This window comes from Nostoc sp. CMAA1605, assembly GCF_021596505.1.
Lineage (GTDB): Bacteria > Cyanobacteriota > Cyanobacteriia > Cyanobacteriales > Nostocaceae > Trichormus.
In genome coordinates, this window is record NZ_PJIZ01000080.1 from 7,501 (window position 1) to 30,190 (window position 22,690).

General features: G+C 41.8%; 20 protein-coding genes and 1 pseudogene. 15 read left to right on the plus strand and 6 right to left on the minus strand.

Annotated features, from left to right (window positions below):
• Positions 1 to 2: 2 nt before the first annotated feature.
• From CV014_RS22375 to CV014_RS22405, 7 genes are all read left to right on the plus strand, one after another.
• Complete coding sequence (locus CV014_RS22375; RefSeq protein ID WP_236144033.1) at positions 3 to 1,475, plus strand: BamA/TamA family outer membrane protein; 1,473 nt, start codon at positions 3 to 5, stop codon at positions 1,473 to 1,475.
• A gap of 40 nt (positions 1,476 to 1,515) precedes the next feature.
• Positions 1,516 to 1,824 (plus strand): hypothetical protein, encoded by a 309-nt coding sequence (locus CV014_RS22380; RefSeq protein WP_236144034.1) that lies wholly within the window; start codon positions 1,516 to 1,518, stop codon positions 1,822 to 1,824.
• Positions 1,825 to 1,849: 25 nt separating this feature from the next.
• A protein-coding gene (locus CV014_RS22385) for an ISKra4 family transposase (protein ID WP_236144035.1) occupies positions 1,850 to 2,916 on the plus strand; the annotation gives its coding sequence in 2 pieces (ribosomal slippage) (positions 1,850 to 2,006 and positions 2,006 to 2,916; 1,068 coding nt in all).
• Entirely contained in the window at positions 2,897 to 3,208 is a 312-nt protein-coding gene (locus tag CV014_RS22390) for a hypothetical protein (protein WP_236144036.1), read from the plus strand. The genes CV014_RS22385 and CV014_RS22390 overlap by 20 nt, the downstream gene beginning before the upstream one ends.
• A gap of 39 nt (positions 3,209 to 3,247) precedes the next feature.
• A complete protein-coding gene (locus tag CV014_RS22395) occupies positions 3,248 to 4,021 on the plus strand; it encodes an ABC transporter permease (RefSeq protein ID WP_103138354.1) in 774 nt (257 codons plus the stop codon).
• A gap of 22 nt (positions 4,022 to 4,043) precedes the next feature.
• A complete protein-coding gene (locus CV014_RS22400) occupies positions 4,044 to 4,937 on the plus strand; it encodes an ABC transporter ATP-binding protein (protein WP_236144037.1) in 894 nt (297 codons plus the stop codon).
• A gap of 68 nt (positions 4,938 to 5,005) precedes the next feature.
• On the plus strand, positions 5,006 to 5,593 hold the full coding sequence (locus CV014_RS22405; protein ID WP_236144038.1) for a DUF6174 domain-containing protein: 588 nt from the start codon (positions 5,006 to 5,008) through the stop codon (positions 5,591 to 5,593).
• Positions 5,594 to 5,974: 381 nt separating this feature from the next.
• Here CV014_RS22405 and CV014_RS22410 read toward each other — a convergent pair whose 3' ends face one another.
• The gene (locus CV014_RS22410) at positions 5,975 to 9,058 is read right to left on the minus strand and encodes a DUF4912 domain-containing protein (protein WP_236144039.1); all 3,084 of its coding nucleotides are present in this window, start codon (positions 9,056 to 9,058) and stop codon (positions 5,975 to 5,977) included.
• A 397-nt stretch (positions 9,059 to 9,455) separates the two neighbouring features.
• Positions 9,456 to 10,571 (minus strand): precorrin-8X methylmutase, encoded by a 1,116-nt coding sequence (locus CV014_RS22415; RefSeq protein ID WP_236144040.1) that lies wholly within the window; start codon positions 10,569 to 10,571, stop codon positions 9,456 to 9,458.
• Between the two features lie 369 nt (positions 10,572 to 10,940).
• On the opposite strand from CV014_RS22415, the gene CV014_RS22420 reads away from it, so the two are divergent.
• From CV014_RS22420 to CV014_RS22435, 4 genes are all read left to right on the plus strand, one after another.
• Positions 10,941 to 11,582, plus strand: a complete 642-nt coding sequence (locus CV014_RS22420) for a MotA/TolQ/ExbB proton channel family protein (RefSeq protein ID WP_236144041.1) — start codon at positions 10,941 to 10,943, stop codon at positions 11,580 to 11,582.
• A 69-nt stretch (positions 11,583 to 11,651) separates the two neighbouring features.
• A complete protein-coding gene (locus CV014_RS22425; RefSeq protein WP_103138360.1) occupies positions 11,652 to 11,858 on the plus strand; it encodes a glycogen debranching protein in 207 nt (68 codons plus the stop codon).
• A gap of 223 nt (positions 11,859 to 12,081) precedes the next feature.
• Positions 12,082 to 12,660, plus strand: a complete 579-nt coding sequence (locus CV014_RS22430) for a methylmalonic aciduria and homocystinuria type D protein (protein ID WP_442946935.1) — start codon at positions 12,082 to 12,084, stop codon at positions 12,658 to 12,660.
• A 114-nt stretch (positions 12,661 to 12,774) separates the two neighbouring features.
• On the plus strand, positions 12,775 to 13,833 hold the full coding sequence (locus CV014_RS22435; RefSeq protein WP_236144042.1) for an L-histidine N(alpha)-methyltransferase: 1,059 nt from the start codon (positions 12,775 to 12,777) through the stop codon (positions 13,831 to 13,833).
• 288 nt (positions 13,834 to 14,121) lie between these two features.
• On the opposite strand, the gene CV014_RS22440 is transcribed toward CV014_RS22435, so the two are convergent.
• Positions 14,122 to 15,186 carry a potassium channel family protein gene (locus CV014_RS22440; RefSeq protein ID WP_329608425.1) on the minus strand — a complete coding sequence of 355 codons (1,065 nt, stop codon included), beginning with the start codon at positions 15,184 to 15,186 and terminating at the stop codon, positions 14,122 to 14,124.
• Positions 15,187 to 15,336: 150 nt separating this feature from the next.
• Here CV014_RS22440 and CV014_RS22445 point away from each other — a divergent pair, with 150 nt between their 5' ends.
• The gene (locus tag CV014_RS22445) at positions 15,337 to 16,620 is read left to right on the plus strand and encodes an aspartate aminotransferase family protein (protein WP_236144043.1); all 1,284 of its coding nucleotides are present in this window, start codon (positions 15,337 to 15,339) and stop codon (positions 16,618 to 16,620) included.
• A gap of 157 nt (positions 16,621 to 16,777) precedes the next feature.
• On the opposite strand, the gene CV014_RS22450 is transcribed toward CV014_RS22445, so the two are convergent.
• On the minus strand, positions 16,778 to 17,614 hold the full coding sequence (locus CV014_RS22450; protein ID WP_236144044.1) for a TetR/AcrR family transcriptional regulator: 837 nt from the start codon (positions 17,612 to 17,614) through the stop codon (positions 16,778 to 16,780).
• A gap of 154 nt (positions 17,615 to 17,768) precedes the next feature.
• Here CV014_RS22450 and CV014_RS22455 point away from each other — a divergent pair, with 154 nt between their 5' ends.
• The 3 genes from CV014_RS22455 (at position 17,769) to CV014_RS22465 (ending at position 21,181) form a co-directional block, all read left to right on the plus strand.
• On the plus strand, positions 17,769 to 19,076 hold the full coding sequence (locus tag CV014_RS22455; protein ID WP_236144045.1) for an ABC exporter membrane fusion protein: 1,308 nt from the start codon (positions 17,769 to 17,771) through the stop codon (positions 19,074 to 19,076).
• 126 nt (positions 19,077 to 19,202) lie between these two features.
• The gene (devC, locus tag CV014_RS22460) at positions 19,203 to 20,372 is read left to right on the plus strand and encodes an ABC transporter permease DevC (RefSeq protein WP_236144049.1); all 1,170 of its coding nucleotides are present in this window, start codon (positions 19,203 to 19,205) and stop codon (positions 20,370 to 20,372) included.
• A 92-nt stretch (positions 20,373 to 20,464) separates the two neighbouring features.
• Positions 20,465 to 21,181 carry a DevA family ABC transporter ATP-binding protein gene (locus tag CV014_RS22465; RefSeq protein ID WP_236144046.1) on the plus strand — a complete coding sequence of 239 codons (717 nt, stop codon included), beginning with the start codon at positions 20,465 to 20,467 and terminating at the stop codon, positions 21,179 to 21,181.
• A gap of 78 nt (positions 21,182 to 21,259) precedes the next feature.
• Here CV014_RS22465 and CV014_RS22470 read toward each other — a convergent pair whose 3' ends face one another.
• Together CV014_RS22470 and CV014_RS22475 are read right to left on the minus strand one after the other, a co-directional pair.
• Positions 21,260 to 22,345, minus strand: coding sequence for an NAD(P)/FAD-dependent oxidoreductase (locus CV014_RS22470; protein ID WP_236144050.1), 1,086 nt, complete (start codon positions 22,343 to 22,345; stop codon positions 21,260 to 21,262).
• A gap of 170 nt (positions 22,346 to 22,515) precedes the next feature.
• Positions 22,516 to 22,690: pseudogene (locus CV014_RS22475) on the minus strand (photosystem II protein PsbQ); the annotation flags it as partial.

Genomic DNA, 22,690 nt, shown 5'->3' on the forward strand with positions numbered 1-22,690 from the left:
ATATGCGCGTTCCAACAGTTGTTGTTTTGGTGCTAGGAATATTTCTGGGGTGGGAAAAGATAGTGCTGGCTGACTCCCCAGCAGATATTTCCTATGGAACTAGTGGCGGAGAAATCAATGGTTATGCTAAATATGGAGGCTATGTAGAAGTACCCACAACTATCGAATATACGTCGAGAATTGTCCGAGATATTCAGATCCGGTTTATGGATGAACGGGGTAGGGTGGTTGATGAAGGGGGAAAACCAATTCCAGGACGCACACAGAGAGATTTTATCCTCAGTGTACTGCAACTCCAGCCAGGTGAAGTATTTCAGGAAGACGTATTAGCCGCAGATTTGCAAAGATTGCGAACATTGGAATCTGTAGACTTCGTTAGGGCTACTCCCCAAGAAAAGAACTCTCAAGTCAGCATCATTTACGATATCAAAGAACGCAACTTTCCGAGTTGGAGTTTTGGGGCGGGAAGTAACAGTGATATTGGACTTTATGGTCAAGTGCGCTATCGAGATGGGAATATTAACGGCGTTAACGACCAATTAACTACTACAGTGCAAGTTAGTGATAAGGATGTGCAGTTTGCCAGTCAGTTTATCAGTCCTTATCGCGCAGATCAACCAGAACGCTTTGGCTATAGTATCAAGGTTTTTCGCGATCGCGATTTATCCCCTGTTTTTGATGATGAAATTAGACTAGCTAACGGTGACAGAATTCGCGAAGGGAGATTTGGCGGTTCTGTGGCGTTGTTGCGTTCTTTCAATGATTGGAATACAGAGTTAGGTTTAAACTACACCAGAATTAGTCTGCGTAACCAAGATTATGATGTCGTTCAACAAGATAAATTGGGAAATCCCCTTTCTGTGAGTGGTACGGGGATTGATGATTTATTTACCGTGTCTTTTAGTGTAAATCAAGATAGACGCGATCGCCCCGATAACCCCACACAAGGATCAATTCTCACCCTCAGCACCGCCCAAGCTATCCCCATTGGGTTGGGGAGTATCTCCAGCAACCGGCTACAGGGAAACTACATCCAGTATTTACCAGTCAACTGGCTGGGTAAAAATAAGTTAACAGATAACCCTGAAATGGTAGCTGTGAATTTCCAACTGGGTACAATTCTCGGCGATTTTCCCCCAGCTAATGCGTTTAATCTTGGGGGTGCAAATTCTGTCAGGGGTTACGGTTACGGAGACTTGGCGAGTGGTCGCAGTTATGGGTTAGCTTCTGTAGAATACCGTTTCCCGATTATGGAGTACATTGGTGGAGTTGTTTTTACTGATTTTGCTTCAGACTTTGGTTCTGGTAAAACCGTCCTGGGAGAACCTGGAGTAGTCAGAGATAAACCTGGAAGTGGCTTTGGCTATGGTTTAGGAGTTCGTTTGAATTCACCCTTTGGAGTTTTGCGGGGTGATTTAGGAGTGAGCGACCAAGGAGAAGTCAGATTAGAATTCACCACTGGGCAGAAATTTTAGTTAGTCACCAGTCAATAGTCATCTTTTCAATTGTGAAATCATGGAAAAGGAAAGACTAGAGCAAGAATTTTATTCCAGGTTATATAAATGGTCAGTGCAAGATGCTGGTCGAGAAGCCAGTAATAATTTTCCTTTTCTCAATACTATGAATGATAGCCATATAGCTCATACATTGGAAGTATTAAGTTTTTTTCCGCAGGAGATGCAAGTTAAAATTTTTGTAGCTCTTACTAAAATTTCCTATCAAATTTCAGGAGAGTTTAGTAATATTGATTTGACTTTAGAAGACAAACTTTTGCTAGGGAGCATCCCAGTTTTTTGCAAAGAAGGCGAAAATCAGTCAGGATAAGTAAGACGAGTGTATTTAATTACCGATGACCCCAGAACAAAAGCAAGCTCTTCAAGAACATATTCAGGCGGTCGCTAAAATATTGTATGAAGATACGTCACCAGAAAGGCTAACAAACCTTGCAGGAATTGAAGAGGCAGTGCGAAGTCAAATGCAGAAGCACGTCATGCCAGAAGTAGGGTTTTTTTTATCGAAACGATTACAGGCACAAGCGCAGGATATCAACGACGACTGAAAAGTATTTTGGGAGAATTGCCAATAACAAGCAAGCAGGCGCAGCAATTGGAAGTCCCGAACAGTAGTCAATTGAGTCCTTATCTGGAAATTTGCTGCCTACGTGTGAGTGCCAATGTCAGCTATGAAGATGCAGCAGCAGATATTGAGTATTTTACAGGCGTACAAGTTTCCCGTAGCAGTCAACAGAGATTGGTGCATCGTCAAAACTTTGAATTGCCGATACAAGAAAACACAGTTGAAGAATTAAGCGTCGATGGTGGAAACATTCGTGTTCGTACTACTGAAGGTGAAATATGCGCTTGGCTTGGCTATAAAGCGATTAGCTTACATCACAATGGAATGGTGGGAACGTCCTTTCAAGATAATCAGGTTGTCATTGATTGGGTTAATCATCAACCACTAGCTAGCACTGTTACTTGTGTTGGTGATGGACATGATGGTATTTGGAATATCGTTGACCAACTAGCCCCTGATGTACAGCGCCGAGAAATACTTGATTGGTTTCACTTGATAGAAAACCTTCACAAAATTGGGGGTTCACAAAAACGGTTGAAACAAGCACAAGCCTTATTGTGGAAAGGTCAAGTAGAAGAAACCAAAGCTTTATTTACTGGTTGTCGGGGTAAACAAGTGCAAAATTTCTGCCGTTATCTCGATAAGCATCGCCATCGTATCATTAACTACGAATATCACCAAGCTGAAGAAATTTGTTCAATTGGTTCTGGGTCAGTTGAATCTGCCGTTAAACAGATTGACCGTCGTACAAAGATTTCTGGGGCGCAATGGAAACGAGAAAATGTGCCTCAAGTTCTTGCCCATCGCTGTGCTTACCTCAATGGATTATTGTCGGTTTGAGCCACTTCAAAAACTGAGATGCTCCCCGATAGATTCTACAGGATTATCATATTCACATATATTAGGTTATCTACCTGATGGTGTGGATATATTCAACAAAGAAGACTTTTATCGGCAAAGAATAGTGATATCAAATCCGATCTCAGTTAATAGATGGCTAGGTTTTAAGGGAGGAGTATGGTTTTTCCTGAAAGAAGAAGATCCAACATTAGCTGCTAAAGTTATAGGAAGAGCTTGCACTCATTTTTTAAATGTTCTGCCTGAATTAACGCATGGTTTAGAGCTTATTTAAAAATAGGTCTTAGTATTCTTCAGTCATCCTAAAAAACATATGAAATATTGGCGTGAAACTATAGCTGTAACTCGACGCATTTTAATTGAATTATTTCGTCGTCGGCGCAGTTTAATTTTTTGGTGTATATTTCCTATTTCAGTGTTAACTCTCAGTGGATATATTTTGGCAGAAAGAGCCGAATTACCCTTAGCTGATGCTTTTTCCTATGCTGCACCTTCTACTTTAGTAGGTGCGGCGTTATTTTTTAGCTGTTTGGGTGGAACTGTCGCCACTATAGTTGCAGAAAGAGAACAACAAACTATTAAACGTTTATTTCTATCTCCTTTAAGTGGTACGTCCTATTTTTTAGGAATTTTTTTGGCTCATAGTTGCATCGGTATTGGACAGACTATTTTAATTTATACAATCGCAGCTTTTTGGGGTGCGACTTTTAGAGGTTCTTGGTTATTAGGAATAGCAATTATTTTGATGAGTATTGCTGCTTATGTGGGATTAGGGTTTATTTTGGGTACACAATTAGCACGACGTATTGAAGATGTGAACGCTTTGGTAGCAGCTTTTGGTGTGCCTTTGTTAATTCTAGGCGGGGCATTTTTACCTGCTACTTTATTTCCTAAAACTCTAGTCAATATTGCTCAATTTAATCCGATTTATCACATGAATGAGGCTTTAGTAGCTGTTTCTTCTCAAGGTAAATTAATCAACGAAATTACAATTAACTTGAGATTTTTATTGATATTTACCATTGCGATGGTGATAGGAGGTTGGTTATGTTATAGACGAATGTTAATTGTAGAAAGAAGTTTATAAAAATAGCCAGATAAATTAAAATATGCTCAAGCTTAATAATTTAAATAAATCATATGGTAAAAGTAAGATTTTAAAAGATGTTAATTTATTAATTAATTCAGGAGAGGTGTACGGTTTATTAGGTGCCAATGGTGCAGGAAAAACCACAATAATTAATATTATTTGTAACTTACTTCAGGCTGATAGTGGTGAAATTACCATTAATCATCAATCCATATCACAAACCACCAAAAGCATGATTGGAGTTGCACCACAGGAAAATTTACTATACAAAACATTATCCTGTGAGGAAAACTTAAATTTTTTCGCTGATATTTACGGTTTAAATAAAGTCACACGCCAACAACAAGTCAAAGCAGCACTCACATCTGTCAATTTATTAGATAAAGCTAAACAACCTGTAGAAACTTTAAGTGGCGGAATGCAACGCCGCCTAAATATTGCTGTGGCTTTAGTACATCAACCTAAATTAGTCATTCTCGATGAACCAACTACAGGGTTAGATATTGAGGCTAGATATGAAGTTTGGGAATTAATTCAAAACCTCAAACATCAGGGTGTCACGGTTTTAATGACCACACATTTATTAGACGAAGCTGAAAGATTGTGTGACAGAATAGGTATTCTCAAAGAGGGCAGAATTTTAGTGGAAGGGACTTTAGCAGAATTACGCAATTTAATTCCAGCCCAAGCGATTGTTTTGATACAAACTCCGACTCCAGAAGTTGCGATCGCCCGCGCTCAAGGATATGGTTTTCATTATAGATACTATGGTAATCAGTTGGCTTTCTGGCTACCGGAAACATTAGAACTCAGTGAAATTATTGAGAAATTTTCAGGGATAGCAATAGAATCAATCTCTCGTCAAAACGTTGGTTTAGAGCATATTTATCTAGAAGTGACCAAAAAAAGTTAGAAGTATCCGAAAATCCCTGTGTAGTTGATGTAGTTAAAATTATGAACTACTAAACTAATCAATTATATATGACAATTCACCAGCGATCGCCCCAGACAGAGGGGAAGCCTGTACCTCTGAAGTTGATGACGATATTGTCAATATTTAGTATTGCTGGTGTAGCTATTTTTAGTCACCAGTTGTTCTGGAAGCATTACTTTCAAAACCGACTAGCACAAGCTAAGAAAACTTGGCAAACACAAGCAGTTTCACATTATCGCTTACAGATTAATTATTCTGCTCCTTTTAATTGTCAACAAGAGGTAGAAATTAAAAATGAGAAAGTAATTGCTGTAGGTAAAAATACCTGTGCTAGTTTACCACCTGTAACTGTGAGTGAATTATTTCAAGAAATTTCATCCGTAGCAGATGGCAATAAATGCGGGCCGAATGGATGTATTTGCGATGGTCAATTAGGTTTTAAAGCTACTTATGACAACCAGTTTGGCTACCCCAATCAACTGGAAATATCATTAGATCGTCAACATCAATGGCTAAATTTCAACTCTTTGAATAATCACTCTGGCAAATACTGTACGTTAATTGGCTTTGTTGGTAAAAGAATCAGTGTTAGTGGCTTTATACCAATTCACAATTCGCAATTCGCAATGGACTAACGTCCCGCTTCGCTAACGAAATTAAAAAACTTAGATGCAGCAAAACTTTCAGGGTTTACATCTGTATCAGGTTTTTCGTGAAATGGTATTACACCGATTCCATCTTAAAATAACGTGAATTCGACGACCTCTCCCCAAACCCCTCTCCGACGCGGAAAGGGGCTAAGATATCTTGAAAATCTACGAAAAATGAAGGTTTCTAAGCCTTTCTCCTTGCAGGGGAGAGGTACTCTACGAGAAGAGCTTCGCTCTATGGAGAGGGGTTGTTTCAATTCATCGAACTCACGTTAAAATACTCAAAAGGGAAAAAAGATATTCAGATACCCGACTTTTTCCAACAATCGGGTATCTATAATCTATACATAATTTGTGTGCCGACTACTAGTTATCTACAGTTTCCTGAGAGAACTTTTTGTGTAAATTAGTAGTTTGTTTACCGTTGGCAGATGATACGGTGATCAGATACTCAATTAATTCATCAGAGAAGGGTACGCGTAAATGAAATGTACCATCTGATTTGAGTGTGACAGGTTTACCAGCAATATTGACGCTTGCACCTGGTTCTGTTGCTCCGTGAATAATTAACTCTGCATCGGCGACAAACCAAAAGTCTCCATGCGGACGACTAAAGACATGAACATTAGCGGAACGAGCAATAATTACCCAACGTTCTCCTTGTGAGAAGTAGCCAATTTCTACCATGTAATCACGATCGCTGTGAGGAATGGCAATATAGCGATCGCGAATTACTTCTTCACATTCGTATTGTTGTACTAGTTGGGGAGTTTGATAACTCAGGTCAATGCTAGTGACATCATACAGTCTCAGTGCTAATTGCGAGATGCCAGCCTCCCGTAGTTTTGTTTGGGATATCTCGGAAATTTGCCAAGAGACATAAGCCCATTTAGGAGTGCGTGGCGTGAGGGAAATTTGACTGTTTTCATCGATGATGGTGACATCTCCCACTAGATTGGCTGTATGTGGACGACTGAAGACACGTACCAACTCAGAACGAGCGATTTTCACCCAAGTATTGTTTGTGGTGACATAACCAATTTCGGCGGCGTAATTGCGATCGCTTGTGGGAATGTAAACATAGTGATCACTGGTTGCTGGTTCACATTTATACTGTTGGACTAAAACAGGTTCTTGATAACTCAAGTCAATTTCTGTCACGTCGTAGAGTCGCAATGCTAATTCAGATATTGCCTCTTGTGGGATTTGCTGGCGATCGCTTTGAGAAATATACCAGGAAACATACGCCCACTCTGGACTACGGGGTTTTAAAACAATACTGCTATCTTCATCATGATTGGGAAGTTCATCAGGGGTTGTATCTACTGCTGGTGTTGACTCCAGTGTTGCTGCTGAGGCAGTTTCCTGCGTCCCATCAATACTAGCCAAAGCCCCAATTCCTGCACCCACCACGGCTGCACCACCAACTAAAGCTGCTAAATCATTGCTAGGATGACTTTCCTCCAGAGTTTCTACTGCTGCTGGTTCAGCCTCATCTGCAACTAGATTGAGTGCATCTTCTGGAATCTCTGCAAATTGGGGAAGAACATTAGCTAAATCTTCCTCATCTGGTGTGGGTGAAACTAACTCAGTTGTCGCCTCTGGTTCGTCAAATAGTGACTCTATATCAATATTGCTTGTATCTTGTTGGGAGTCGTCACCCCATTCTATCTGCTCATCTGCCGTAGCGAAATCATCAGGAGCAACGTCTGGTAAATCAGCCAGTGCATCTGTCAATGATGTTTCATCCTCTAAATCATCGCTGGTAGCTACCGACTGGTCAAATATAGACTCTACATGATCGGGTTCAGGTTCGGATAATGCCGCACTGACATCATCTGCAAGTTCTAAATTGGGAGTATCATCCGTCACAGTCACTGGTGCCGATAAATCCGCCTCTTCGGTAGTTTCAGGCTCTTCCGTCATCCCCCAGAGATTGCTTTCTGTCTCTGGTGTAGTGGGGGCTTCCTCTTCTGGATTTAGCTCACTTAGCACCTCTTGTGAACTTTCAGGAGTAACATCTTCATTTTTGGCAGTATCTACAATTTGCGGATAGGAAGTGTTGACAATGGTAGCCGGGGCTTCCATATCCCAAGGGGACTGCTCTAATTCTGGTGGGAGGGGTAGGGGAGATTGTTGGACTGTTGTTTTGGTGGTGCTATTTCCCGTTGGGGAAACAACATCTGGTGGGGAAGAATTAGTGTCAGATTCTACTTCCACCTCTGGTGAAGAACGCCTTGTAAACCATAATAGGGAAGCACCAATTGCACCTATAGGTAAGAGCAGCCACCACAGTAAGTTTCTACCATCGGTTTGGGGATTTTCTGGCGGTGCTACTACTGAGGGCTGAGTCAAATTAGTGACTGCGGAAGTGTTATTACTTTGTAAAAAAGGAGAATTTGTAGGCTCTGATGTGGTAACTGTAGGCGGTGTAGCTTCAGCCGTAGGAGAAACACTGGCGGTGGTTGTCGCTTCTGTGGTAGCAGATGGGGTAATTGCAGGGGTGCTAGCGGGACTAGCAGCCGCTAGCAATGACGATGATTCACCTTTGGCGATCGCTTCCGCTTCTGTTGTTCTCGCTGCTTCTATAGCCTGCTGTCCCTGGGGTGCTAGAGCAAATCCCAGAAAAGCCGCAACCGCAGGACTAGGATCTTTTTTGTAAACGTAAACAAAGGGCTGAGAAAAAGGATATTTCTGATCTTCTGGTAATGTGTCATGTAACTTCAGAATCCGCACACCAGGTAGTTTGGCGACTTGATTGGCTCTGGCGTAGCTGATACCATCCTTACCCAATTGTTTGACAATCTCTACAGTGTCATCTTGTGCTGCTTGGGTAGCAGTCGCACCTGTGGCAAACTTGGTCGCGCGAAACACGGGATAATTACTTAGGGCTTCTCTAGTACCGCTTGTATCTGGGCGATCAATCACCCGAATCTTACCCCTTGTACCTCCTATTTGACCCCAGTTGGTAATTCTCCCCCGAAAGATTCTCGCAAATTGTCTATCTGTCAAGCTGCCTTGAAAGGGGTTGTCTGCTCCTACGATAATGGCAATTTTTTCTCGGTGTAGTCTGACTTGTTCCAAACCTTGAGCTTTTTCTTGTGGAGTGAGGCCTCGACCGATTGCTGCTATGTCGATTTGTCCATCTAACAAGGCTTTGAGTGCTGCTTCCGTCCCATTGGCTGATACTTCTACCTTTGTACCAGCAAACTGTTGCTGAAAACTCTGTTGCAAATTTTGATTAAAGGCTGCAAAACCACTAGAATCACCTATTCGCAATGTCGTTCCACTGGCCACTGTTTGTGGCACTGGAAATGACGGTGTTTCAGTTCCAGATTGCGCCAGCACAGAGGCCGACACCAACAGGTTTGTTGCTACGGGAGAGGTGGTTAAGGCTAGCAATAATGCTAAACGGACTATCCCACTATCTTTTTTTTCTTGTTGCCACATATGCCGCTCATCAAGGTACAGGAAACAGAAAGCCGACCAGTCTAATACCAATTCAAAATTCGCTCATGAATAAACTTTTGATGCAGGAGGAGACGCGCTTATTATACATCTGGTGTCAATTGTTTCCCCAGTTTTTTATATTACTTTTGAGTATAAATAATTACTAAGTATACAGATTTTGACCAGTATTATATCAAAGCTTTTGCTTACATAGACAGTTAAATTAATTAGCACACTCTAGAATTAGTGAAAGAAATCATAACAATTTTTATTAATCAGCATCAAAATTTTAGCTAGTAGCCATCATGAACTGTGTACACAAGAAAACATGAAAAAGTCTTTCCCTTAAACCCCTACACCCCTTGTTCAAGCTAGAAAATCAGCAGCCAAATTAATATCACAAATGACCAAGATAACAATGACAATCTGGTTTAGCAATCAATGACTCTACTAAGGAATTTAACGTAGTCGCTGCGAGTAAGCCGCCACCAATCGTCCCTTCAATGGTGATAAAGGGTAACTCTTGCTGCATCAGTTGACGCTTGGCGGCGGGTGCATGACTAAAGCCAATAGGCATTCCAATAATTAGCGAAGGTTGAATTTTTTGCTGTGCAATGGCGTTACAGACAGCTAGTAAGACTGAAGGCGCGTAACCAATCACAAATATGCACCCCGGACTAACTTTTTCTAATCTTTCTCGCCATTCTTGATGGTGCCAAAATTCTAGTTCAGCTTCTAGGGCAGTGTTAACATGGGGGTTATCAATTAAAGTTGTGACTCGACAACCTAAATGAGCTAATCTTGTTTGGTCTAAAGCCGCCGCAATTGTGGGGAGATCAACTACAATTTCACAACCAGCTGCTAAGTTATTTCGACTAGCGGCGATCGCGTCTTTACTCACCTTCACGAAAGATACTAAACTGACATCGCCACAGGCTAAAACCAACTGAGAAATTAAGTGTTTGTCAATTTCAGAACGGTGTGATAAATCGGGCAGCAAATTTTGCAAAGATTCAGCAAATACCTCAGAATGGGTGTGAACTTCCGCATCTAAACCACTCCAGAGTTTAGTTAAATCCCCTAATCCGGCTTGGGTTTCTACATCTAGTAACTTGAGTTGTGCCAGAACTTCTGCTTGCATAATCTGACAATGGCGATCGCGTCCTAATAATCCCTCTAAAGCGGCAGCAGTTTGACGCAGTTGCACAATTTGTTGGATCACAGCCCGATATTGTTGCTGTAACTGAGCGATTAAATTATGATTAGTCTCGGCTTCTGGTTCTAACTCTAAAATGTGGCGAATATGATTGAGTTGAAACCCCTGCTGTTTCAAAGCCACAATCCTTTTCAGGCGCATCACATCTTGTTCAGTATAAAGACGATAGTTGCTAGGCGATCGCTGTGGCTGTGGCAGTAAACCTAACTCATGGTAATGTCGCACCATTCGGGGACTAATTCCACCCCCCACAGCTTCCGTGAGTTCTTTAATCGTCAAGCAACCATCATTGAACATAAGAATAATTTATATTTTAAGTGTCAGTACAATTCGCAATTCGCAATTCGCAATTCGCAATTAATACCCACGGATAAATCTGGGGCTTGTACCATCAAGGAATAATTGGTCATAAAAATATCTTGACAGAACTAGAGGTATTTATCCTATTCCCTGAAAAGTCAGACACCCTGACTCTGTACTATCAGACTCGTATTTAATTTCTGCGAAGCTAGGTACACTTTTATTTCGTCTTCCCTGTTCCCTGTTCCCCGTTCCCTGTTCCCTCCCTATGCAAACAATTTCACTGAATCAAAGCGGATTCCCATATCAATAGATAATCGAGAATCTGCTAACCTGGGTGTGCATGACTTAAGTGAGTAAAATTCCATGACAGCTTTTCAGAATCTATTTAAGGCTGGTGGCATAGTTATGTGGCCGCTGCTATTATTTTCAGTGTTAGCAGTAGCCTTAATTATCGAACGCATTCGCTTTTGGGTAGAAATTACTGGTAAACAAAATCGTGTAGTGCAGGAAGTTCTGAAACTGTACCGTCTAGATAATGTCGTCGGTGCTTTAGATCATCTGCAAAAAAATGCAGACTTACCCATCGCGCGGATTTTTTTGGCGGCTTTAGAATTGGAAGAACCCACACCAGAGGAATTTCGCCTAGCTTTAGAAAGTGAAGCACAAGCCGAAATCCCCATACTCAAACGCTTTCAAAATATTTTTGATACAATCATCGGTTTAGCACCACTTCTAGGTCTTTTGGGTACTGTTTTAGGGTTAATTACTTCCTTTGCTTCCCTAGATATTGGCGATGTAGGCGGGACGAAAACCGCAGGTGTGACAGCTGGTATTAGTGAGGCTTTGGTTTCTACCGCTTCCGGCTTAATCGTGGCGATATTTACGCTCTTTTTTGCCAATAGCTTTCGGGGACTCTATCAGCGTCAAATCGCCTGGATTCAAGAATATGGTGGTCAATTAGAATTACTTTACCGTCGTCGTTACGAACGGAAAGATAAATTTTAACGGAAAAAATTTGGTTTTGTAGCCGTAATTAGTATATTAAAACTGTAAATCATTTGTGGAGCCAAGTTTATGACCATCTGGGTGAATGAGCAAATCGACCCCTCTGGAATGATTCACGCCTGCATTGCTTGTTGTGATGAGTCTCAAGCTAAAGATTGCCATGAGTCTTTTGAAGGGAATTTGACTGATCTGCAAAAAGCAAGCGGTTGGGTAGCACGATTGCGGACAGTTGATTCTTGGGATGAAGTCCCAGTTAATGCTTTAAAACTAAATTAGTAAGCACCAGCAAAAGCAAAAATTCACTCATGCAAAAGAAGTTGTTTACTGCATCACATTAGGTTAATAAACAATAAAAACTAGATTAAAGTTTCACCATTGATTGGTAATGATTAGACAGGAAAAAAATTTTCCTGATCTGATGTTGATTTTTTGGAATTATTAAGAGTTATCATCGATCCTAAAGAATCAATTAAAAATTTGCAAAAATCTAATCAATGTTGTGAACTATCCTCAAGTTTACGCTGTTACACCCAGCAGTCCCATTAATTTGGTTGGCAAAATGGGACAAGCTGTGCAAATTTCTATTCATCCTCCTAGTGAATATATTAGTGCCAACCGCGATCGCATCTTCCCTGATTGGCAACATCAACCGCAATTTTGGGTGGTGATTGTCTTACAGCGATCGCGCTATCCTTTAGTGAAGAGTAGCCGAGAAATCGAACAAGAAAAACAGCTTTTACGAGCAAAGTTTATGAGATTTGGCTGCGATTTAGCCTTTAATCTGAAGGATCGCGGTTATTTAGCCGACCTTGTAGACCCTCGCACCGGTTATCCCCTATTTTCTCGTCCTGGGGAAATCCCACATAATGATACAGCTGTTGTCAAGGCTTTACTGAACTACACAGTCTTAAAAAATAAATGCTGTGTATTGGTTCATCCCACTTGGGGAACAGCAGTTTATCCCAGTATTTTTATTTCTACTGCACCACCTGTCATTTTGGAATTGGCAATCAAAAGTGTAGCATTGATGCACGGGTGGGAGGAAATTGAACAAGAGATATTAGTCAACAGTCAATAAGTGGATAGATTGGCTTTTTAGTATATTTTTACGCCGCCAAAAAATAACTTGAGATACTATCGCCGTAAATCTGTATACTGATGATTACGTGATTTTCAGTATCAACCCAGAATAATGGCTCAAAGTCCTCATCAAAATTCGCCAGTTTTCTCAGATAAGTCAAGTGTTAGTAGTTACAAAACTAAGCCAAGTTCTGAGTTTTACTCTCTGTTTTCTGAGGCAGAAGTTTTAGAGATTATTCACGCCTTAGAGGTGAGGCGAGAAATACCCTTAAAATATTCTTATAAAGGTAGAGGAGCGAAAATTTGGGATGATTTCTATCTAAAATATATTATTCCTCGTTGGTATCGCTCATCAAGTGTAGAGATTGAACTATTAAAGCAAAATTTTGCCTACATCAATCATTATTTTCATGAATGTGACAAAATCAATGTTATTGATGTCGGCGCAGGCAATTCCTATCCAGTTAAGAAATTTATCTCACAACTGCATAAATTAAATAGAGTTAATAAGTATATAGCTCTAGATGTGAGTGAGGAATTATTAAAGGTATCGAGAATTAATTTCCAAAAGTGGTTTCCGAAAATTGATTTTGCCAGCCAAGCTATAGATATTGAAAATTGTTGTATTCCTCAAGGCTTGTTACAGAATCAAACTGAGGATAAAACAGAAAATATTGCCAATATCTTTCTACATTTAGGGGTGACAATTGGCAATCATCAAAATAGAATCAAAGTTTTCAATCATTTCAAAGACAGTATGAGTAAACATGATTTATTGGTGTTTACTAATGAAATCGGTGCTAACTCAACATGGGATGGTAAAGCTAGAGGCGGCTGTGATTACCATGCAGGCAAAATATATGAGTGGATTAAAAACAGTATAGGGATTAAATATGAGGATTGTGAACTAATCAGAAAGTATGATTCAGCAACAGATAGTGTAGTTGCTAATATGAAATTTCGGCAAAATTACACGATAAATTTTCAGTCTCAAGGAATAGATAAAAATGTGAATTTATGTGCGGCTGACGAGGTTACTATTTGGCGACATCATAAACATGAAATACCTGAACTTTTACAAGAAATAGAACAAGCTGGATTAAAACTTGTTCACTATAAAACTAATAAGTATTTCACGCATATTATGATGATGTGTCAGGCGGTTGATTGAAGGGATTGGGGATTGGGCATTGGGGATTGGGCATTGGGCATGGGAATCAAACTGAATTTCTCTGTTTGGGTGGAGTTTGTAACCCAAAAAAAATCCAAAATCTAAAATCTAAAATCTAAAATTCAGAGGGTCATACCAATTTACTAAAATTCTGATACAGATCCAAACCCAGAAACCCTTCTTATCAAGTCAGGATTTATCAATTGCGTTAGCGTAGCGGGATGTTAGTCCATTGCGAATTGCGTTAGCGAAGCGGGACGTTAGTCCATTGCGAATTGTGAATTGGTATCAGCTATTTTTAGGTTTACGCAAATTTTGGGAATTGATGGGGACAAGGACTTGGTTGAGGTTGCGTAGTTGTTCAGCTGTACCCATACAAATTAAGGTATCTCCTGGCATTAAAATGGTGTCGCCGGTAGGGCCGCCGATGAGAGTACCATTAAGACGACGAATGGCTAAAACTAGCGCGCCAGTTTGCGATCGCAGTTTGGCTTTTTGCAAGCTTTGACCCACAAAAGTACAAAAGGCTGGGTCAAGTAAAAATTCTTCCATATACAATTGGCGGTCTGCACCTGTGAGAATCCCATCTACAAAGTCTAAAACTTGTGGTCTGAGGGCAGCAGCCGCCATACGCTTTCCACCTGTAATATAGGGAGAAATAACGGCATCTGCACCACCACGTTGTAACTTTTGCAACGCTTCTTCTGTGCTGGCGCGGGCGATCGCCCTAATTCCTGGATTCAATGTTTTTGCAGATAATACAGTGTATAAATTTTCCGCATCAGAAGGGAGAGCCGCCACAATACAAATAGCTCGTTCAATTCCCACTTTCAGTAATGAATCATCCAGAGTAGCATCCCCTTGAAAGGCTATGTAACCTTCATTTTGCGCCCTTTCTACAGATTCTGGTTCGGAATCAATCACCACAAACTGCACACCTTCAGCGCGAAATTCCTTGGCGATTTGGCGACCGGTGCGACTAAATCCACAGATGATGTAATGTCCTGAGAGAGATTCCATTAACCGCCTCTGTTGTTGGAGTCGAATTCCCTGTTGAAAGTAACCTTGAATGACTGCTTCTGTAAAGCGGTTGACAATGTAACTGATGTTGATGACACCCAACAAAATCAAGGCAATGGTAAACAACCTTCCCCGGCTACCCAAAGGACGCGTTTCCCCAAATCCTACTGTAGCTAGGGTAATAACCGTCATGTAAACGGCATCTTCCCATGACCAACCCTCTACGAATTTGTACCAAAAAGTGCCAACTAAACACACACCACCGAGCGCGATCGCCCCGCTCATTAATTCTCTCTGAATCCGTTGGTACTTCTGCTCAAGAGTTGAATACAAAGTTATATTTCACCACTGCCTACCCTTCGAGGATATATAATGTTAGACCCAAGTGAAAGTATGAGATATCGTAAATCCCAAGCAATTTTGTAGAATTTCTAGGAAACTAGTAAGTAAGTATACTATCTAAAACTTTTAGGAGGAGCGGTAGTGAGCCTACAAACTCTACTTGAGCAAGGCACAAACCCCCCAGAGTCAGGCGTTTTAGCATCTCATCCCTTTAGTACAGACAGCTTTGACTCAGCTGTTATGTCTACTTATGCTCGGTTTCCCATTACCCTAGAACGGGGTGCGGGGTGTCGAGTTTGGGATACTCAAGGTAAAGAATATCTGGATTTTGTCGCTGGAATTGCTACTTGCACTCTAGGACACGCGCACCCAGCAATGGTAGAAGCGGTGACACGGCAAATTCAAAAGCTGCATCATGTTTCTAATTTGTACTACATTCCCGAACAAGGGGAATTAGCTAAATGGATTATTCAACATTCTTGCGCCGATCGCGTTTTCTTCTGTAACTCTGGCGCGGAAGCCAACGAAGCTGCAATCAAGTTGGCGCGCAAATATGCCCATACAGTATTAGACATTGACAAGCCTATTATCCTCACAGCTAACGCCAGTTTCCACGGACGGACTTTGGCAACCATTACCGCTACTGCACAACCAAAGTATCAAAAATACTTTGATCCTCTAGTCCCTGGGTTTCACTACGTCCCCTATAACGATATTAGTGCTGTTGAAAGTGCTGTAACTGAATTAGACGAAGGGGATTATCGTGTCGCCGCTATTCTCATCGAACCATTGCAAGGTGAAGGTGGTGTGCGTCCTGGAGATGTAGAATACTTCCAAAAACTGCGGCGACTGTGCGATGAAATCGGTATTTTGTTGATTTTCGACGAAGTACAAGTGGGTATGGGACGCAGTGGTAAACTCTGGGGTTATGAACACCTGGGGGTTGAACCAGATATCTTTACCAGTGCCAAAGGTTTGGGCGGCGGTATCCCCATCGGTGCGATGATGAGTAAGAAATTCTGCGATGTGTTTCAGCCAGGAGAACACGCCAGCACCTTTGGCGGAAATCCCTTTGTGTGTGGGGTGGCGTTGAGTGTTTGCCAAACCTTGGAAAAAGAAAATATCTTGCAGAATGTAGAAGCTAGAGGCGAACAGTTACGCGCCGGATTAAAAGCGATCGCCGCTAAATATCCCCATCTGATCACTGAAGTCCGTGGTTGGGGTTTAATTAACGGGATGGAATTGTCAGCTGACACCCAACTAACTGCACCAGAAGTTGTCAAAGCCGCTATTAATCAAGGCTTGTTGCTGGTTCCAGCCGGGCCAAAAGTTGTACGCTTCGTTCCACCTTTGATTGTGACTGAAGCAGAAGTTAATGAGGCTTTGCAAGCTGTAGAGAAAGCGATCGCTACTCTCGCAGTTTAGACATAATTAACCTTCACAATTCACCCGCTAACCGCGATCGCAGTTGGCGGGCTATTTTTTGGTTCCACCTATCAAAATAGTCAGCATCAACCATGTATATACAATATTTCCAAGGGAAGTTATATCTGTCAAATCTTCTCTCATCCATGTATATACATTAGATATTCTCACTATCTACAAAACCTTGACGAGCAAAGATTTCAATGGCTTCAGAACGGCTGATATTATGTTTATCCGCTAATTCTGCTAACTTTTCCCAAGCTGTATCCGTCAGTCTAATAGACCTGAGTTGTTTGGGTTCATTGGCATACTGCATCTGAAACTTGCCGGTGGCGTGGCGTTTGCGTTTGGGTGATTTCTGCTGAGTGTCAGCAGACTGTTGGCTTGGTGCGGGATGGACAAGATTAATAGTCATCAGGTTGACCAATTGATCTACCAGGCGATCGCGCTCCATTGGTAAAATGTCCCGACCATGCAGCATAGTTTGAATAATAGTGAAATGGATTAAAGTCCCAACAAAAATACGTGCTGCTACTTGTGGGTCAGGTAACTGTAATTCTGGATGCTTCGCAAAATACTGACTCACCAAATCGATGCCAGGCTTATCGACGTTGCTGACGAAGATTCTGGCTAGTTCAGGAAACCTCTCTGACTCACCGATAATTAGCCGCACTAAGCTTAATAAATCTTGTTCTTGATCAACTTTATCCAAAATATGGTTCGCGAGGCGACGAAGAACTATTGGTGGTTCTCCTTGTAAGAATTCGGCATCTAGTGCGGCAAGACATTTTTCTTGTGCCAAGCGTTTAATTAAGACGCTAAACAGTCCCTCTTTATCTTGAAAGTAGCTATACACCGTGGTTTTAGAAACACCTGCGGCCGCTGTCACCCTATCCATTGACGTAGCAGCATAGCCGTGTGTCAAAAACTCCTGTATCGCACCCATCAGGATGGCATCCATTTTATCTTCTACTTGAATCTTCTTTTTTCTCATGGCTTGGGAAATCAAGGATTTTGGGCGGAACAACTGACGACTTAATTTATTTTTTCAGATTAATATTGACATTATTGTAATGTACGGTTTAGTTTAGTTATAGAAAAAATAAACTAAATAGTTTACTTAGCATACGAAAGAAAAAAGAGGGCTTATGGTGCGTGATATAGCAGCTAAAAGTTCCGCATTTTTCAAGCCTAGCTATCGCCCATTTATCATACTGGCAGCAGCTACGGGTTTTGCGATCGCTGGACTCAATGGTTACAGGTTTTGGCAAAGTCAGGGACAAGCATCTAGTGCTAGCGAAATTACTCAAGCTGCACTACCACAGGTAACTACTGTGACAGCCTTGGGCAGATTAGAGCCGAAAGGAACAGTCATTAAAGTTTCTGCGCCCTCATCTAGTCAAGGAAGTCGAGTAGACACCCTCCTAGTCCAAGAAGGGGATAGAGTAAAAAATGGACAGGTAATAGCGATTTTAGACGATCGCGATCGCCTACAAGCTGCGTATCAAGAAGCCCAAGCCGCCGTGAAAGTCGCCCAAGTTAACCTAGCCAAAGTCAAAGCAGGGGCGAAATCTGGTGAAATACAAGCGCAAAGAGCAGAAATTGCTCGCTTAGAGGCGCAAAAAGTAGGAAATGAAGGAGAACAACAGCAAACAGTTGCTAGATTAGAAGCCCAGTGGCAAGGTGAAACCACAGCCCAACAAGCCACAATTAAAAGATTAGAAGCAGAATTAAAAAACGCTCAAATAGAATTTCAACGCTACCAGCAACTTTATACGGAAGGGGCAATTTCCCAATCTGCCTTTGATAGCAAAAAATTAAATGTAGATACCGTTACTCAGCAGTTGGATGAAGCTCAAGCCAACCTGCAAAAAATTGATGCTACCGGACGCAAGCAAATCAGCGAAGCCAGAACCGCCCTAGCCCGAATCAACGCCACTAATAACCAGCAAGTCAGTGCAGCCACAGCGACTTTAGACCAAATAGCCGAAGTCCGCCCCGTAGATGTAGCCGCCGCCCAAGCCGAATTAAATCGAGCGGTAGCTTCTGCTAAAGAAGCCCAAGCCAATCTCACCCAAGCCTACGTCAAATCGCCCCAAGACGGTGTTATATTTGACATTCACACTCATGCTGGTGAAGTAGTATCAAACGACGGCATCGTAGAAATTGGACAAACCAACCAAATGTATGCAGTGGTGGAAGTTTACCAAAGCGATGTCAATAAAGTCCAACCAGGACAAAAAGTGCAGATATCAAGTGATTCACTCAAAGGACAATTACAAGGAAAAGTAGATTGGATTGGCTGGAAAGTACAACGACAAAACATCATTAACACCGACCCCAGTGAAAATATTGATTCCAGAGTCGTAGAAGTTCATGTGCAACTAGACGAACCTTCCAGCGAGAAAGCCGCCAAGTTTACCAACTTGCAAGTTAAAGCAGTAATTGATTTATGACTCAGAGACAAGAGGGCAAGAGGGCAGGGGAAGCAGGGGAAGAAAAATACAATGCCCAATGCCCAATCCCCAATCCCCAATTCCAAATCCCCAATCCCCAATCCCCAATCCCCAATCCCCAAAATTATGTTCCAACAACTACAAAGCCGTACACCCCTGGGATGGTTACAACTTAGCCATAATAAAAACCGCTTACTTGTGGCTTTAGCTGGTATCGCCTTTGCTGATGTGCTGATTTTTATGCAGCTTGGCTTTCAAAATGCCTTGTATGACAGCAACACCCGCCTCAATCGTACCTTTCTTGCTGACATCATATTAATTAGCCCCCAAAGTCGTAATATGCAAAACTTGGCTACCTTCTCACGGCGGCGACTTTTGCAAGCGGCGGATATACCTGGTGTCAAGTCAGCAGAGGGTCTATATATTGGTTCACTTACTTGGAAAAATCCCCAAACTCGGCGTAAAACTACAGTACAAGCAATTGGATTTAATCCTGAACAACCAGCTTTAAATGTACCAGAAATCAACAGTCAGCTAAATAAAATAAAATTACCAGATACCTTTCTCTTTGACAGAGGAGCTAGAGGAGAATACGAAAAAGTTTTTCAACAAGTAGATGCAGGTCAAATTGTCACCACAGAAGTAGATAAGCGCACCATTACCATTGGAGGATTATTTAAATTAGGTGCATCTTTTGGTGCAGATGGCACTTTAATTTCGAGTGACGAAAACTTTCTACGATTATTTCCCAGAAGACAATCAGGGAGTATTAGTTTAGGCTTAATTAATGTTAAACCAGGATATGATCCTCAACAGGTAGCTGCGAATTTAAAAGATTACTTAAAGAGTGAAGATATCAAAGTATTGACTCGTGCAGAATATATCAAAATGGAGGAAGATTACTGGAAAACAGAAAGCCCCATTGGGTTTATTTTTGGTTTAGGTGTATCAATGGGTTTCATTGTGGGTGTGATTATTGTGTATCAAGTCCTTTCCACAGATGTTAATGCCCACATGAAAGAATATGCCACATTTAAAGCAATGGGATACCGTAATTCTTATTTATTAGGAGTAATTTTTGAAGAGGCAATCATATTAGCAGTATTAGGTTTTATTCCTGGTTTTATTGTGCCGTTAGGACTGTATAGTTTAGCAGCTAATGCTACAAACCTACCAATATATATGACTGCTGTGAGAGCCATAGTAGTTTTGTCATTAACAATTATCATGTGTGCAATTTCTGGTGCAGTAGCCACTCAAAAATTGCAATCTGCTGACCCAGCAGATATGTTTTAAATGAGGAAATAAGTAACAGTGATCATAAAATCACTAATGACTAATGACTAATGACTAATGACTATTGACTATTGACTAATAACTAATAACTAATGACTAATAACTTTGAACCTGTAATTACTATTGAGAACCTGGATCATTACTTTGGTGGTGGTCAACTCCGCAAACAGGTTTTATTTAATATCAACCTGAAGATTAATGCAGGGGAAATTGTGATTATGACAGGGCCTTCGGGTTCTGGGAAAACTACTCTGCTGACTTTAGTCGGTGGTTTACGTTCTGCTCAGTCTGGTAGTTTGCGAGTCTTAGGGCAAGAACTATGTAATGCTAGTAGCGGCAAATTAACCCAAGCGCGACGCAATAACGGTTACATTTTCCAAGCACATAACCTGCATGGTAGTTTGACAGCCATTCAAAACGTCCGTATGGGCTTAGAAGTGCAAGGAAAAATGTCACCTCAAGAAATGCTGACGCGATCGCAGCAGATGTTAGAAGCAGTAGGATTAGGACATCGACTAAATTATTACCCAGATAGCCTATCAGGAGGACAAAAGCAACGGGTAGCGATCGCCCGTGCTTTAGTTAACCAGCCCAAAATTGTCCTAGCCGACGAACCCACAGCCGCCCTAGATAAACAATCCGGCCGCGATGTCGTGGAACTCATGCAAAAACTAGCCAAAGAGCAACACTGCACCATTTTGTTAGTCACCCACGACAACCGCATTTTAGACATAGCCGACAGAATCGTTTACATGGAAGACGGCTATCTCGTTTCCGCAGGCGAGAGGGAGCAGAAGGTGGGGGTGTAAGGGTTTAAGGGTTTAAGGGTGTAGGGGAGACAAGGGAGACAGGAGAGACAAGGGAGAAGAATTATTAGTCACTAATAACTATTGACTATTGACTTTTTCCCTAATCATACTGGCGGTGGCGGGAGCGAGTAAAACGCCGTTGCGGTAATGTCCAGTTGCTAGTAGGACATTGTTTAATCCTGGTAGCTCGCCGATGACTGGGGCGGGGCGACCTTCGGGGCGTGGACGCAAACCTGACCAAGTGCGGACGATTTTGGCGGTAGCTAATTCTGGACAAAAGGCGATCGCTTGTTGTCTAACTGACTCTAATAATTCTTGATTGGCGGGAATCTCATCGCTATCTGTGGGAAATTCCACCGTCGCGCCTATCCAATAATCTCCACCACCAATGGGGACGATATGCACATCATTACCGTTGATGGCTGGTTGAAAGTCAGGATTACCTAACAAATGTCCTAGAGATACTTGCAGGGCTTGTCCCAGCACCGGACGAATATCTATTTTTTGATTTAACTGGGCTGTTAAGGCAGTAGAACCCAACCCAGCCGAGATAATCACCCAATCGGCGGGAAATTTGCCGACTGTTGTTTCTATAGAGTTACATTTGCCATTTTCTGGTGTGTCGATACCTAAAACACTCACACCAAACTGAAAATTTACGCCTTTTTGTTGGGCTGCTTCCACCAAAGCCAACGTCAAGGCTGTAGGGTCGAGTTGGCGGTCTTGAGGAGAATAGACAGCACCAATCACTTGGGGATGTTCTACTTGAGGACAGATACTTTTAAGTTTCGCCTTGTCCCAGATTTCCAATTGCCAACCTTGGGAGTGACGAATTTTGACTAAACTTTCCCAACCTGCTAAATTTTCCGCCTCTAAACACAAACTGAGAATACCTTGACGGTTAAAAGGGATGGTACGTCCTGTTAATGCTTCCAACTCAGGAATCAGAGTTTCATAACGTTGAATACTAGCTTGTCGCAATCGCCAAGCCTTACCTTTAACCTTATGACTAATTACCCCCACCAAAACACCCAAAGCCGCACCAGTAGAAGCCTGTGCGGGGGGTTGTTTGTCAAATACGGTAACGTTGAGTCCTGAGACTTGGCTAAGTTCATAAGCGATCGCCGCACCAACCACGCCACAACCAATAATCACTACATTCATAACTTTTGCTGACGATAAAGTTAGGGAATAGGGCATTGGGCATTGGGCATCGGGCATTGGGCATTGGGCATTGAGATAAAATCTACCTTGTCTACCTTGTCTCGTTTTCCCATTCCCCATTCCCCATTCCCCATTCCCCATTCCCTATTCCCTATTCCCCATTCCCTACTCTAACTAGCTTCTGATTCGCTGCTGGTAGCAGGGATTAGTTGGAGGAATTTATCAACGTCAGCGAAAGCAGCTTTATAGTTACTTAAGGCCAGTTGAGTATTACCAGCACTAGCTGCCTGATCGATTTTTACCAGATGACCAAGTAAATCTTTGTTGATTTGCCGGGCTGTGGAT